We start from the raw sequence: 14,714 nt of genomic DNA on the forward strand, positions 1-14,714 counted from the left end.
GCGACAGAGGGGGTCGGGACGTCCTGACGCGACCTTACCACGAACAAAGGAGGCTGGCGCTTCATGCGCGGGGACCCCCTCTGGCCTGCCGGCCATCTCCCCCTCAAGGGGGGAGATTACCGCTTCACCCGAACTTGCCAGTCCTCGGGAAACCCTTCGGCACCATGCGGCCGGCCGAGGCGCGGGCGCCGATCCATTCGGCAAGCTCGTCACGCGATTTGGTGAAGGTGCGGTCTGCCGAATCCTGCCAGGACAGGCCGCTTGCGAGCGTGAAGGTCTTGAGGTCGAGGACGCCGCCATCTTTGTATTTCTGCAGGCGCACGCCCTTGCCGCGCCCCATCTCCGGGATCTCGGCCAGCGGGAATACCAGCATCTTGCGATTCTCGCCGACAATGGCGAGATGGTCGCCGGCGACGCTCATGCAGCGCTGGGCTTCGTCGGGCGCCTTGACGTTCATCACCTGCTTGCCCTTGCGGGTGTTGGCGACGACTTCTTCTTCCGGCACGATGAAACCGTTGCCGTCATGCGACACCAGCAGCAGCTTGCGCTTGGGATCATGGACGAAAGCGGTGACGATATCCTGGTCGTTGTCCATGTCGACGATGATGCGGATCGGCTCGCCATGGCCACGCCCACCCGGCAGCCGGTCGGCGCCGATCGTGTAGAACTTGCCGCCGGTGGTGAAGACCAGCACCTTGTCGGTCGTCTGGGCGTGGAAGGCGAGCTTGAGGCTGTCGCCTTCCTTGAAGGTCAGGGCCGAATGGTCGGTCAGATGACCTTTCATGGCCCTCAGCCAGCCCTTTTCCGAAACGACCACGGTGACCGGCTCGCGCTCGATCATGGCGTGGGCGATATCAGTCAGGTCATGCTCGGGTGCGTCGGCGAACTCGGTGCGGCGCTTGCCGATCTCGGTGTCGGGCCCGTATTTCTGGCGAACGTTGGCGACTTCCCACTTGATCGTCACCCACTGCTTGGCGTCGGACGCAAGCAGTGCCTCGATCTGCTTCTTCTCGCCGCTCAGGCCATTGAATTCCTCGCGGATTTCGAATTCCTCGAGCTTGCGCAGCGCCCTCAGCCGCATGTTGAGGATGGCTTCAGCCTGGGTGTCGGTCAGCGACCAGCGCGCCATCATCACCTGCTTGGGCTCGTCCTCCTCGCGGATGATCCTGATCACCTCGTCGATGTTGAGATAGGCGATCAGATAGCCGGCGAGGATCTCCAGCCGCCTTTCGATCTCGCCGAGGCGGTGCTTGGAGCGGCGGATCAGGACGTCGCGGCGGTGCTCCAGCCATTCCTTGAGCACACCTTTCAGCGACAGCACGTTCGGCACCTTGCCGCGCGACAACACGTTCATGTTGAGCGGAAAGCGGCTTTCGAGCTCGGTCAGCTTGAACAGCGATTCCATCATGATGCCGGGATCGACCGAGCGGCTCTTCGGCACCAGCACGACGCGGATGTCCTCGGCGCTCTCGTCGCGGATATCCTCGAGCAGCGGCAGCTTGCGCGCCATCAAGAGCTCGGCGATCTTTTCGATCAGCCTGGCCTTCTGGACGCCATAGGGGATTTCGGTGACGACTATGTTCCAGGTGCCCCTGCCCTGGTCCTCCTGGCTCCATTTCGCCCTGACGCGAAAGCCGCCGCGACCGGTTTCGTAGGCTTCGAGGATCGAGGCTCGGCTGTCGACGATGATGCCGCCGGTCGGGAAATCCGGACCTTGCACGAAATCCATCAGCTTGGTGACGGGCGCATCCGGATGATCGATCAGGTGAAGCGCGGCGTCGCAAAGCTCGGCCGCATTGTGCGGCGGGATCGAGGTCGCCATGCCGACGGCGATACCGGACGAGCCGTTGGCGAGCAGGTTCGGGAAGGCGCCGGGCAGCACGGCCGGCTCCTCGTCTTCCTCGTTGTAGGTCGGGCGGAAATCGACGGCGTCCTCGGTGATGCCTTCCAGCAGCAGCGTCGACACTTCGGTCATGCGCGCTTCGGTGTAGCGCATGGCGGCGGCGTTATCGCCGTCGATATTGCCGAAATTGCCCTGCCCGTCGACCAGCGGGTAGCGCATCGAAAAATCCTGCGCCAACCGCACCAACGCGTCGTAGATCGACTGGTCGCCATGCGGATGGAATTTGCCCATCACCTCGCCGACGATGCGGGCGCATTTGGCAAAGCCCTGATCGGGGTTAAGCCGCAACAGGCGCATGGCATGCATGATGCGACGATGCACCGGCTTCAGCCCGTCGCGCACGTCTGGCAGTGCCCGGTGCATGATGGTCGACAGCGCGTAGGCGAGATAGCGCTCTTCCAGCGCCTTCTTCAGATCGACCGGCTCAATATTGTCGCCGCCGCCACTCTCGGGCGGCAAAAGCCTTTTTCCCATGGGCTGGCACTAGCCGAGCGGGTGATTCGCGGCAAGAGGCACCGGTATGCATCCTCCTAAAGCGAGTCGCATTCGACCGGCCCCATGCGACGCTTTAGGTCCTTGTTTTGATGCATGTCGTTATCGCAAAACCGTTGCACATTTTTGCGCGACATCCATTATGCAACAGGAATTGGAAGCGTCGCGACGCCGGCCAACATCAATCCGTTACATCCTGCTTCTATCGCAAGGCTGATGGATCGGGTTTGCCTTTGGCCGCGATTTTCGACCATTGTGCCGAGGCCCGCCTTTTTCCGGTCCAGTTCGTCGCCGAATGGTGACGACGCGACGATTTGAAAGAATTTCAGGACACTCTCAGGGGAGCTCTCGATGACGATCAGACACTCGACACTTATTAAGAGACTGGCTTTTTCGACCTTTTTGCTGACGCTGCCGCTGAATGCGGCGTTCGCGCAGGATACCGCGGTTGCCGACCGGCTGAAGGCTGCCCTCGCCGCCCAGGGCGTCGACCTCTCCTGGACCGGAGTAACCGGCGACACCTCCAGCATGGTTCTGCAAGGCGTAGCGGTCAAACCGGCGGCCGAAAAGGAGGCGCTCAAGATCGGTGATGTCAAGCTCGAAGGTGTGACCGAAGCCAATGGCGGCTATCAAATCGCGACCGTATCGACGTCGCCGTTCGAACACAGCGAAGATGGCGTCACGCTCAATCTCAGCCCCTTCGTCATCCACGACATGACGGTTTCGGCCGAAGGCGCAACCGGTCCGCTGGGCTCGCTGATGATGTACAAATCGGCCGAGCTCGACAACATGACAGTCAAAGTGGCTGACAAAACTGCTTTCTCGATGGACGGGCTTGCCATCGCAATCACGCCGCCGGCCGACGGCAAGGCCATGGCGTTTTCCGGCACTACGGAAAAATTCGCTGCCGACCTGACCCTGGTCGAAGATCCGAAGTCCAAGGAAGTCATCAACGCGCTCGGCTACCAGAACATAACAGGCAATCTTGAGATGGAAGGCACGTGGCAGCCTACCGACGGCAGGATGGACTTGTCGAAATACGAAATATCGGTCGACAATGCCGGCACGCTCGGCATGACCTTCGATCTCGGCGGCTACACGCTGGACGTCATCAAATCACTTCAGGAGATGCAGAAGAAGATGGCGGCGCAGCCCGAAGGCGCCGACAATTCGGCGCAAGGCATGGCCATGCTCGGGCTGCTGCAGCAGCTTTCGTTCAACAGCGCCTCGATCCGCTTCGACGATGATTCGCTGACCAAAAAGGTGCTCGATTATGCCGGCAAGCAGCAAGGCATGTCCGGCAAGGACATCGCCAACCAGGCCAAGGCGATCGTGCCTTTCGGCATGGCGCAGCTCAACAATCCGGAACTGACCGCGCAGGTTTCGGCCGCGGTCAACAAGTTCCTCGACGATCCGCAAAGCATCGAGGTCTCGGCCGAGCCGCCGGCAGCGGTTCCGTTCGCGCTGATCATGGCGGGCGCCATGTCCAACCCGCTCGACCTGCCGAAAACGCTCGGCGTGACGGTTACGGCGAACGAAGACTGACCGAGCTTTCAAGCAAAAGCCCGGCAGCGATGCCGGGCTTTTTTATGAATCCACAGCACCGGTTCGGAGCGTTTCCTAAACCTCTTTCTTCGTCGCAACGACGCGCAGCGACAATTCGCGAAGCTGCTGCGGGCTGGCTTCCGACGGCGCGTTCATCAACAGGTCGTAGGCCTGCTGGTTCATCGGGAACATGGTCACTTCGCGCAGGTTCCTGGCGCCGACCAGAAGCATGACGACACGGTCGATGCCGGCCGCCATGCCGCCATGCGGCGGCGCGCCATACTGGAAGGCACGGTAAAGGCCGCCGAAGCGTTCCTCGACCGTTGCGCGGTCCAGTCCGACCGTCTCGAACGCCTTGACCATGGTTTCGGGCAGATGGTTGCGGATGCCGCCGGAGGCGATCTCGAAACCGTTACAGACCATGTCGTACTGGAACGCCTTGATGCCGAGCAGATCCTCGCCGTTAAGCGCATCGATGCCGCCTTGCGGCATCGAGAAAGGATTGTGCGCGAAGTCGATCTTCTTCTCCTCCTCGTTCCATTCGAAGAACGGGAAGTCGACGATCCAGCACAATTCGAAGCGATCACGGTCGACAAGGTTGAGCTCCTCGCCGGCGCGGGTGCGCGCCGCTCCCGCGAAGGAGACGAACTTCTTCGGATCGCCGGCGACGAAGAAAGCGGCATCGCCATCGGCAAGGCCGAGTTGTTGTCGGATCGCCTCGGTGCGCTCCTCGCCGATGTTCTTGGCCAGCGGCCCGGCGCCTTCGAGCTTCTCGCCCTCCTTGCGCCAGAAGATGTAGCCGAGGCCGGGCTGGCCCTCGCCTTGCGCCCATGAGTTCATGCGGTCGCAGAAGGCGCGCGACCCGCCGGTCTTGGCCGGAATGGCCCAGACCTCGGCTTTCGGATCGTTGGCAAGGATGTTGGCAAATACCTTGAAGCCAGAGTCGCGAAAATGATCCGAGACGGCCTGCATCTCGATCGGGTTGCGCAGGTCCGGCTTGTCGGTGCCGTATTTGCGCATGGCGACATCATAGGCGATGCGCGGAAACTTCTCCGTCACCGGCTTGCCGGCGGCAAAGGTCTCGAACACCCCCCGCATCACCGGCTCCATGGTGGTGAACACATCCTCCTGCTCGACGAAGCTCATCTCCACGTCGAGCTGGTAGAATTCACCCGGCAGACGGTCGGCGCGCGGGTCCTCGTCGCGGAAGCAGGGCGCAATCTGGAAGTAGCGGTCGAAGCCGGACACCATGATCAGCTGCTTATATATCTGCGGTGCCTGCGGCAGCGCATAGAAAGTGCCGGGGTGGATGCGCGACGGCACCAGAAAGTCGCGCGCCCCTTCCGGCGACGAGGCGGTCAGGATCGGCGTCGAGAATTCGGTGAAGCCGACCTCGCCCATCAGCTTGCGCATCTCGGCGATGATTTTCGTCCGCGCGACGATGTTCTTGTGCAGCGTGTCGCGGCGCAGGTCGAGGAAGCGGTATTTGAGGCGGATGTCCTCTGGATAATCCGGCTCGCCGAAGACCGGCAGCGGCAATTCCCTGGCGGCCGATAGTACCTCGATCTCGCGGGCGAAAATCTCGATCTCGCCGGTCGGCAAATTGGGGTTCACGGTGTCGGCGAGGCGCGCCTTGACCTCACCGTCGACGCGCACAACCCATTCGCCGCGCAGGGTCTCGGCGATCTTGAAGGCCGGCGAATCCGGATCGGCGACGATCTGGGTCAGGCCGTAATGGTCGCGCAAATCGATGAACAGCAAGCCGCCATGGTCGCGCACGCGATGCACCCAGCCCGACAAGCGTACGGTAGAGCCGACGTCGGCCTTCCTCAATTGGGCACAGGTATGGCTGCGGTAACGATGCATTGTCATTCTTAAAGTCCGGATGTTGGGTTGCGGCCAAGGCATGATGGCCCAGCCTGAAAATTTGCGCGAAAAGCACATGAGAGGGTGCATTTGTCAAGGCAAGCGGCAGCCGGGTCGAGTCCCACCGGCATCAATTTATGCTCGAGGCGTCAATCTGAGTTCGCTGCTCTGTGCCGGCAGTTCAACTATGCACTCACCCCTTCACCCCGCCCGCCGTGAGACCGGAAATGATCTTGCGCTGGAAGATGAGAACGAGGACGACGAGCGGCACGGTGACGATCACCGATGCGGCCATGATGTTGCCCCAGGGGATCTCGAACTGCGAGTTGCCGGAGAGCAGCGCGATCGCCACCGGCACGGTTCGCTGCTCGTTGCTGGAGGTAAACGTCAGGGCGAACAGGAACTCGTTCCAAGCACCGATGAAGGCGAGGAGCCCGGTGGTCGCCAGCGCCGGCCACATGAGCGGCAGGAAGACGCGGCTGATGATTATCCGGGGCGTGGCGCCATCGAGGATCGCCGCTTCCTCCAGTTCGATCGGCAGGTCGCGAACGAAGGCGGTGAGGACCCAGACGGTGAACGGCAAGGTGAAGATCATGTAGGACAAGATCAGCGCGAACGGCGAATTGTAGAGGCCGAAGGTGCGGATCAGCTCGAAAAGACCGGCAAGCACCGCCAATTGCGGGAACATCGAAACGGACAGGATAGTGAGGAGCAGAGCCGAGCGGCCGCGAAAGCGGATGCGCGCCAGCGCATAGGCAGCGGTGACGCCCAGGAACAGCGAAATGACGACAACGGCGCTCGAGATGAACAGCGAGTTCACGAGGTTGCGCAGGAAGGTCCCCTCGGTGAACACGGTCCTGTAATTGCTGAAGGTAATCGTCTTCGGCCAATAGTCGATCTGGAAGAGCGCCGTCCCCGATTTCAGGCTGGTGATGATGGCGTAGTAGAACGGGAACACCGCGACGACGACGATAACGGCGACGAGGAGGTAGAAAGCCGTGCGCTTGACGATCCACATGGTCAGTAGTCCCCCATGGTCAATAGTCCTTGTCCAGTCTTATCCGGCCGAGCCAAAGAACGAGCATGGTCAGCAGAGCGAGGATAAGGAAGAGAAGCGTCGAGGCGGCGGAACCGGAAGCGAACTTGTCGAACTCAAACAGGCTCTCGCGGGCAAACACCGACATCGACTTGGTGTGTATGTTGTTTGGCGTAAGCACGTAGATCAGATCGAAGATGCGCAGGGCATCGAGACCGCGAAAGATCACGGCCACCATCAACGCCGGTCGGATGAGCGGCAAGGTGATCTTCCAGAAAATTCTCCACGCGCCGACGCCGTCGAGCTTGGCGACCTCGTAGATTTCTTGTGGAAGCATCTGGAGGCCGGCGAGAATGAGAAGCGCCATGAAGGGGGTCGCCTTCCAGATGTCGACGACAAGGACGGCGACCATCGCCGTGTCGGCGCTGGCCGTCCAGGCGATCTTGGTGCTGATCAGGCCGAGCTTGAGCAGGACGTCGTTGATGATGCCGAACTGGTCGTTGAGCATCCACTGCCACATTTTCGCCGAGACGATCGTCGGGATCGCCCAAGGGATGAGGATCGCGGCGCGCACGATGCCGCGGCCGCGAAACCTGGCGTTGAGCACCAGCGCGACGATCATGCCGAGCACACTCTCGCAGGTCACCGAAATCACCGCGAAGCGCACCGTGTTCCAGACGGCGCGCCACCAGACCGGATCGGCGAGCAGCCCGTCATAGACGACGCGGCCGCTCGGCATTTGCACGACGGAGAAATAGTTGGCGAAGCCAACCCAGCGGCGGGCTTCGAGGTCGGCGAGCGAGGCATCGGTGAAGCCGAAATAGATCGTGCGCATCAACGGCCAGCCGGCAACGGCGGCGAGCACGATGAGCATCGGAGCAAGCAGCAGCCATGCCGAGCGCACACGCTGACGCGCCAGCAGCGAGCCTGAGCGCGGCGAGGTCACCAGGCGGTGCCCTTGAGCCTGGTCAAGGAGAACTCCAGATCGGCAAGGTTGTCGGCGGCTGTGCCCTCGCCGGAAATGGTGTTGTGGACGGCGGTCCAGAACTCGCTCGATGCCTCATTGTACCGGCTCTTGGCTTGGGCCGAGGGACGCGGCACCGCGTTGAGGACGACTTCCTTCCAGCGCGGAATCACCGGCTGGGCGCTGGCGATGTCGGCATCGTCATAGAGTGCCTGGATGGTCGGCAGATATGCCCCCTTCAAGGCGCGGTACTTCTGCATCTGAGGCGAGGCGACCCATTTGACCAGCTCGATCGCTGCATCCGGGTTCTTCGAATATTTGGAAACCGCGAGATTCCAGCCGCCAAGCGTTGCTGCCGGGTGCGCGCCCTCACCAGACCCCGGCGGCAGCGTGGTCACCTCGAACTTGCCTTTGATGGGGGAGCTTTCGCTGTTGCCAAGCGCGTAGGCGTAGGGCCAGTTGCGCATGAAGACGGCGTTGCCGGTCTGCCAGACTCCGCGCGACTCTTCTTCCTGGTAGGCCAGAACGCCGGGCGGCGAGATGGTTCCCACCCAGCTCCTCGCCATTTCCAGCGCCGCAGCTGCTTGCGGATTGTTGATGGAGATCGTGCCGTCCGGCTCGATAATCTGGCCGCCGCCGTTCGACTTCACCCATTCGAGTGCATCGCAGGTCAGCCCCTCATAGGCGTTGCCCTGGAAAACGAAACCCCACATGTCCTTGTTGCCGGCCGCGCGCTCCTTGTCCATGACAAGCTTGGCGGTATCGGCAAGTTCAGCCCAGCTCGCCGGGACCCTGGCGCCGTATTTGTCGAGGAGATCCTTGCGGTAGTAGAGCGCCGGAGCGTCGGTGAATATCGGCAAGGCGACGAGCTTGCCGTCCACGGTCTGCGATTTGATGATCGATGGGAAATGGGCGCCAACGACATCCTTGGTCGCTTCGGTCAGGTCGATGAACTGCCTTGCAAGCTGGGGGGCCCAGATGATGTCCGTTTGATAGACGTCGACGTCGCTGCTTCCGGCGGCAAGCCAGAGCCGGTATTGGCCAAACTGGTCCGTCGCCGAGGGAGGCAGCGGAACGACGCTAACCTTGTTGCCGGTCTTCTTCTCGTATTGATCGAGGATCTCGCGAAGGATTCTCTGGCCGTTGCCGGTATCTCCGGACACCATGGCGAGGTCGACAGCCCGCGCCGGCCCGGCCGCCAGAACTGCGGCCACGGCAAATGCCGCAAATGCGGAATGAAATTTCATGATGGCGGACCTCCCTTTGGAGCTTCAGGCCGGGCAACAGAAACGACGTCGATGCCTGACACCGTCTCCGCACACCGGCAGCTCACAAGACGCGTATTCGCCCACCAGCACTGAACTACAAAGATACGCCTTGGTTCCCAACACGGAGGGTCCGGCGCCACGCGGTAACGCAAGTTCCCCCTCGGTAATGCACCTAAAGCGTGTCGCGTTCGATCGGCCTCATGCGACGCGCTTTAGGTTCTTGTTTTTATGCATGTCGTTATCGCAAAACCGCTGCACACTTTTGCGCGACATGCATTAAGGCCCCCGGCTGGCCCCAACGCCACCGGGAATTGCCGCTGGCATTGGCGAAGGCGATGGTTCAAGAAGGATCAACGACAGGCTTTCCTTCATGTCCTCCATCCGCCCGCTGATCCCCCTCCTGATCGCCGCCGGCATCCTGCTCGGCGGCAACGGCCTGCAGAGCACGTTGATTGCGCTGCGTGGTGCGCAGGAAGGTTTTCCCGCTTCCTCGATCGGCCTGATGGGCACGTTCTATTTCGCCGGCTTCCTGCTCGGCTGCCTTGCCGTGACCCGCATCATGAAGTCCGTCGGCCATGTGCGCGCCTTTTCGGCACTCGCGGCGATCGCCTCGGCGGGAACGCTGCTTCTGGTGCTCGTCATCGATCCGGTGATGTGGTGCGCCGTGCGCTTTGCCGGCGGGTTCTGCTTTGCCGGCCTGTTCACCATCATGGAAGCCTGGCTGAATTCCGGCGTCACCAACACCGACCGGGCGCGGGTGCTTGCCATCTACCGGATGGTCGACATCGGCTCGGTGACGGGCGCCCAGTTCCTGATCCCGATCTTTGGCGCCGGCGGCTTTGCCATCTTCGCCATCATGTCGATGATGATCACCGTTTCGCTGGTGCCGGTTTCGCTCGGCGACCGCTCCAATCCGACGCCGCCGGAAGACGTCAAGCTCGATTTGGCGCGCGTCTGGCGGATCTCGCCGCTCGGCTGCTTCGGCTGTATCGCCGTCGGCGTCACAAACAGCGCCTTCCGCACCCTGTCGCCGGTCTACGCCGAGCAGATCGGCATGTCGGTCGCCGACGTCGTCACCTTCGTCAGCGTCGGCATTTTCGGCGGCGCCATCATCCAATACCCGCTTGGCTATCTCTCCGACCGCTGGGACCGGCGCTCGGTGCTGCTGATGACGACGTGCTGCGCGATGGTGGCGGCACTGGCGCTGGCATTCGTGGCAGGCGGCAGCCCGTTTCTCAACTTCCTGCTCGTCTTCATCTTCGGCTGCTTCGCCATGCCGCTCTATTCGTTGTCAGCGGCGCATTCCAACGACCGCGCCGACAAGGGCGAGTTCGTGCTGATCAACGCTGCCTTGATGCTGTTTTATTCCTTCGGCGCCATCGGCGGGCCGTTCGCAGCCTCGACGGTGATGCAATTTTTCGGGCCGAGCGCGCTGTTCGTGTTCAGCGCCACCGTCTATGCGATCTTCGTGGCCGTCATCCTTTACCGGATGCAGGCGCGCTCCGCCGTGCCGGCCACCCATCGCAGCCGTTTTACGGCGCTGTTGCGCACTTCGACGGTTTTTGCCCGGTTGGCGAAGCGGAATGCCGATCCCGATGAACCCGCAAAGCCTGGATAGAGGTGCTGGTGCTTGACGAAAGCGCGCGCGGCTGAAATTGAAAGAGACCCTATCCCTTGCCAAAAGCGATTTGATGCACGTCATCACCACCCAGAAAGAACTCGAGACCGCTATTGCCGCTTTCGAAAAGGCGGAATTCGTCACCGTCGATACCGAATTCATTCGCGAAACGACCTTCTGGCCGATCCTGTGCCTGATCCAGATGGCAGCGCCCGGGGTGACCGCGCTGATCGATCCGCTGTCGCCCGACATCGACCTGAAACCGTTCTTCAGGCTGATGGCCAACGAGGCGATCGTCAAAGTCTTCCATGCGGCGCGCCAGGACATCGAAATCATCGTGCATCTCGGCGATCTGGTGCCGCATCCGGTGTTCGACACCCAGGTCGCGGCAATGGTCTGCGGCTTCGGCGACAGCGTCTCCTACGACCAGCTGGTGCAGCGCATCACCGGAGCGCGGCTCGATAAGTCCTCGCGCTTTACCGACTGGCGCCACCGTCCGCTGTCCGAAAAGCAGCTCGACTACGCGCTCGCCGACGTCACCCACCTGATCGAGGTCTACAAGCATCTCAGCGCCGAGTTGGTGCGGGAAAACCGCGCCCACTGGCTGAACGAGGAGATGGACGTGCTGACCTCGCGCGAGACCTATGATCCGCATCCCGAGGATGCCTGGAAGCGGCTCAAGATGCGGCTGCGCAAGCCGCAGGAACTGGCGATCGTGCAGGCGGTGGCCGCCTGGCGCGAACGCGAAGCGCGCGAGCGCGACGTGCCGCGCGGCCGGGTGCTCAAGGACGATGCGATCTACGAAGTGGCGCAGCAGGCGCCGCGCGACGCTGCGGCGCTGAGCAAGCTGCGTACCACGCCGAAGGGCTGGGAGCGCTCGTCGACGGCGACGGCACTGCTTGGCGCGGTAAACGCTGCCCTTGCCCTGCCCAGGGAAGAGATGCCGAAGCTGCCGAAGAGCTTCCAGCCGCCGGAGGGGTCGAGCGCTGCGGCGGAGTTGCTGAAGGTGCTGCTGCGGATCGTTGCCGAAAAGGAGGGCGTCGCATCCAAGGTACTCGCCTCCAGTGACGACATCGACCGCATCGCTGCCGAGGGCGAGGAAGCCGACGTGCCGGCATTGCAAGGCTGGCGGCGCGCCGTCTTCGGCGAGGCCGCGCTCAAGCTGGTGCGCGGTGAACTCGCCATCAGGTTCGACAAGCGCAAGATCGCTGTGTTCGATTTGTAGCCTTGAGCTTGCTCAGACCAAGCCGAGCAGATGCAGCGCTAGCCATATCCATCCAAGTGCAAGAACTACCGCGCCCAGGTAGAATGCCCTACTGCGCAGGATCAGCTGATTGCTGGTCAAGTGGACCGATGCGTGAAGATAGCGGGAGACGACAAAGATCCACATCAGTGCCAAGGTCAGATAATTGACGCCATTAGTCACGTGCAGCGTCAAGCATAAGACGTAGAAAAGCACCGGCAGTTCGAACTGGTTGCTCAGATTGTTGGCGACGGTGACGCTGGAACCAGGCTCCGTCGAGCGCGTCTTGAACTGGCCGGCCTTGGCTTCGCCCGATCTGACCGCACCATGGCGGCGCCGGCCCATAACGACGTAGACGATATAGACCAGCAGCACCTGCGCCAGCATCGGCCAGAAGATCGCGGTCTGGTTCAAGATGCCCCCTGTCTTTGTCACCCAGCCTTCAAGACCGTTTCTGAGCCATCAGAGTGAAAGCCGCAGTGACGGTCACTGGTATCGCCAGCAGGGCGAATTTGGTGACGATCAGCGCCGAAGCGAAGGATAGCGAATCCGGATTAGCCGACAGAAAATCGGACAAAAGACGAGCCACGGCGATATTCTGGGCATAGTCGGTAAGCAGGTAGGGCAGCACCAGCACAACCGCGAATATCGACTGGGTTTGCGCAGGCAGTGCACGGAAATTCTTCAGCCGCCGGCCCGTGGCCAGGATCAGGCTGACCATCGTCAGCGACAGCAGCGCCGGAAACAGCAGGTCGAAGGTCAGGTAATGCCAGACGAGAATAATTTCGCTGCCGCGCCGGCCGAGGGCTGTTAGCCAGGCCATGCCCTCATCCGGGGTAAAACCGGTATAGCGCATGTCGAGCGACGGCAGACCGCCGCTCAATTGGCGAAAATAGAGGAACTCCATTGCCGTCATGATGATGAAAACCGCCACGGTGGCGACACAGAGTGCGGCCGCGTGGCGCGACAGCCGCAGGATCATTGCCGCCAGATTGCGCCAAGACGCATGGCGATCAGGCTCCGCCAGGATAATTCGGGCTTTCGCGGGTAATCGTGACGTCATGGGCGTGGCTTTCACGAAGTCCGGCATTGGATATCCGCACAAAAGTGGCGCGCTCGCGGAAATCGGCAAGGTCGCGGCCACCGACATAACCCATAGCGGCTTTCAGGCCGCCCGCAAGCTGGTGCAGCACGCCGGACACAGGTCCTTTGTACGGAACCTGCCCTTCAATGCCTTCCGGGACCAGTTTCAGCGTGTCGCGCACCTCGGCCTGGAAGTAACGATCGGCGGAGCCGCGTGCCATGGCGCCGACCGAGCCCATGCCGCGATAGGCTTTGAAGGAGCGGCCCTGGTGCAGATAGACCTCGCCCGGGCTCTCGTCCGTGCCGGCCAGCAGCGAGCCGATCATCGCCGCGCTGGCGCCGGCGGCCAGTGCCTTGGCGAGATCGCCCGAATATTTGATGCCGCCATCGGCAATGACCGAAACGCCGGATTTCTGCGCCGTCTCGACCGCCGACATGATCGCCGAGAGCTGCGGCACGCCGACGCCGGCGACGATGCGGGTGGTGCAGATGGAGCCTGGTCCGATGCCGACCTTGACCGCGTCGGCGCCGGCGTCGATCAGCGCCAAGGTGCCTTCCGCGGTGGCGACGTTGCCGGCCAGGATGCGAACCGAGTTGGACAGCTTCTTGGCCCGCGTCACCGCATCCAGGACGCGCTGCGAATGACCGTGCGCGGTGTCGATCACCAGAAGGTCGACGCCGGCGTCGATGAGGCGCTCAGCCCGCTCGAAGCCGTCATCGCCGACGCTGGTGGCGGCGGCGGCGCGCAAGCGCCCCTGCGCATCCTTGGTGGCGTGCGGGTTGAGCTGCGACTTCTCGATGTCCTTGACCGTGATCAGCCCGACGCAATTGCCGTCCCGATCGACCACAACAAGCTTCTCGATGCGGTGCTGATGGAGCAGCCGCTTGGCCTCGTCCTGATCGACGTTCTCCTTGACCGTGATCAGGTTCTCGCGGGTCATCAGCTCATAGACCTTTTGCGCCGGATCGGACGCGAAGCGGACGTCGCGGTTGGTCACGATGCCGACGAGCCGGCCGACCGTGTGGCCGCCGGTGCCGCCGTTCTCGACCACCGGAATGCCCGAAATGCTGTAGGTGCGCATCAGACCCAGCGCATCGGCAAGCGTCGCCTCGGGACCGATGGTGACCGGGTTGACCACCATGCCGGACTCGAACTTCTTCACCTGCCGCACCTGCTCGGCCTGTTCGGCCGGCGAGAAATTGCGGTGGATGACACCGATGCCGCCGGCCTGGGCCATGGCGATGGCGAGCCGCGCCTCGGTAACCGTGTCCATGGCGGCCGACAGGATCGGCACGTTGAGGTCAATGTCGCCGGCGATGCGGGTGCGGATGTCGGTCTCGCCGGGCATGACCTCGGAATGACCCGGCTGCAGCAGCACGTCGTCAAAGGTCAGCGCCAATGCGCCGGTGGACGTCTCGATGATTTTTGCCATGGCCAGCCCTCGGAATGCAGGAAAGGCGCTCGCCCTGATGGACAGCGCCGACTCGTCTTCTTCCCTTTCAGGATTGGCGCTGGCTCGTAACACGTCCCGTCGCCGTTGAAAAGCCGATGGTTGTGTAGTGGCAAAGCTGCATTTGCCGCAGGTGATGCAAGACTTGCGGTCGCACAAACGTGACAGCAAATTAATGCGACATTCGGGCCCAGCCATGATAACCGCCCTACCTGTCGGTTTGGCCCCAAGGCCGGCAAGCAATA

The 14,714-nt window shown here is 62.2% G+C and carries 11 protein-coding genes; 3 read left to right on the forward strand and 8 right to left on the reverse strand.

What is annotated here, in order from left to right:
- Positions 1–124: 124 nt before the first annotated feature.
- Positions 125–2,377, reverse strand: coding sequence for a DNA topoisomerase IV subunit A (parC, locus tag NKJ23_RS18825; protein WP_352681664.1), 2,253 nt, complete (start codon positions 2,375–2,377; stop codon positions 125–127).
- A gap of 369 nt (positions 2,378–2,746) precedes the next feature.
- Here parC and NKJ23_RS18830 point away from each other — a divergent pair, with 369 nt between their 5' ends.
- Positions 2,747–3,940: an aq_1923 C-terminal domain gene (locus tag NKJ23_RS18830; RefSeq protein ID WP_352681665.1), complete on the forward strand. Its 1,194-nt coding sequence runs from the start codon at positions 2,747–2,749 to the stop codon at positions 3,938–3,940.
- A gap of 75 nt (positions 3,941–4,015) precedes the next feature.
- Here the strand turns inward: NKJ23_RS18830 and aspS are convergent, their stop codons facing one another.
- The 4 genes from aspS to NKJ23_RS18850 all read right to left on the reverse strand — a co-directional run bounded on the left by aspS (position 4,016) and on the right by NKJ23_RS18850 (position 9,053).
- On the reverse strand, positions 4,016–5,806 hold the full coding sequence (aspS, locus tag NKJ23_RS18835) for an aspartate--tRNA ligase (protein ID WP_352681710.1): 1,791 nt from the start codon (positions 5,804–5,806) through the stop codon (positions 4,016–4,018).
- A 193-nt stretch (positions 5,807–5,999) separates the two neighbouring features.
- Positions 6,000–6,824 (reverse strand): carbohydrate ABC transporter permease, encoded by an 825-nt coding sequence (locus tag NKJ23_RS18840; protein ID WP_352681667.1) that lies wholly within the window; start codon positions 6,822–6,824, stop codon positions 6,000–6,002.
- A gap of 19 nt (positions 6,825–6,843) precedes the next feature.
- Positions 6,844–7,716, reverse strand: coding sequence for a carbohydrate ABC transporter permease (locus NKJ23_RS18845; protein WP_352681712.1), 873 nt, complete (start codon positions 7,714–7,716; stop codon positions 6,844–6,846).
- Between the two features lie 68 nt (positions 7,717–7,784).
- Complete coding sequence (locus tag NKJ23_RS18850) at positions 7,785–9,053, reverse strand: ABC transporter substrate-binding protein (protein ID WP_352681669.1); 1,269 nt, start codon at positions 9,051–9,053, stop codon at positions 7,785–7,787.
- 391 nt (positions 9,054–9,444) lie between these two features.
- Between NKJ23_RS18850 and NKJ23_RS18855 the strand changes: the two genes are divergently transcribed.
- Together NKJ23_RS18855 and rnd are read left to right on the forward strand one after the other, a co-directional pair.
- Positions 9,445–10,692 (forward strand): MFS transporter, encoded by a 1,248-nt coding sequence (locus tag NKJ23_RS18855; protein WP_023674455.1) that lies wholly within the window; start codon positions 9,445–9,447, stop codon positions 10,690–10,692.
- A gap of 73 nt (positions 10,693–10,765) precedes the next feature.
- Entirely contained in the window at positions 10,766–11,917 is a 1,152-nt protein-coding gene (gene rnd, locus NKJ23_RS18860) for a ribonuclease D (RefSeq protein ID WP_023674454.1), read from the forward strand.
- A gap of 12 nt (positions 11,918–11,929) precedes the next feature.
- On the opposite strand, the gene NKJ23_RS18865 is transcribed toward rnd, so the two are convergent.
- The 3 genes from NKJ23_RS18865 to guaB are packed head-to-tail and all read right to left on the reverse strand — an operon-like array spanning position 11,930 to position 14,451.
- On the reverse strand, positions 11,930–12,349 hold the full coding sequence (locus tag NKJ23_RS18865; RefSeq protein ID WP_352681671.1) for an MAPEG family protein: 420 nt from the start codon (positions 12,347–12,349) through the stop codon (positions 11,930–11,932).
- Between the two features lie 28 nt (positions 12,350–12,377).
- Complete coding sequence (locus NKJ23_RS18870; RefSeq protein WP_352681714.1) at positions 12,378–12,917, reverse strand: hypothetical protein; 540 nt, start codon at positions 12,915–12,917, stop codon at positions 12,378–12,380.
- Positions 12,918–12,948: 31 nt separating this feature from the next.
- Positions 12,949–14,451, reverse strand: coding sequence for an IMP dehydrogenase (guaB, locus tag NKJ23_RS18875; protein ID WP_352681673.1), 1,503 nt, complete (start codon positions 14,449–14,451; stop codon positions 12,949–12,951).
- Between the last annotated feature and the right edge of the window lie 263 nt (positions 14,452–14,714).

Origin of the sequence: Mesorhizobium sp. M0184 (assembly GCF_040322215.1) — a bacterium.
GTDB lineage: Bacteria > Pseudomonadota > Alphaproteobacteria > Rhizobiales > Rhizobiaceae > Mesorhizobium.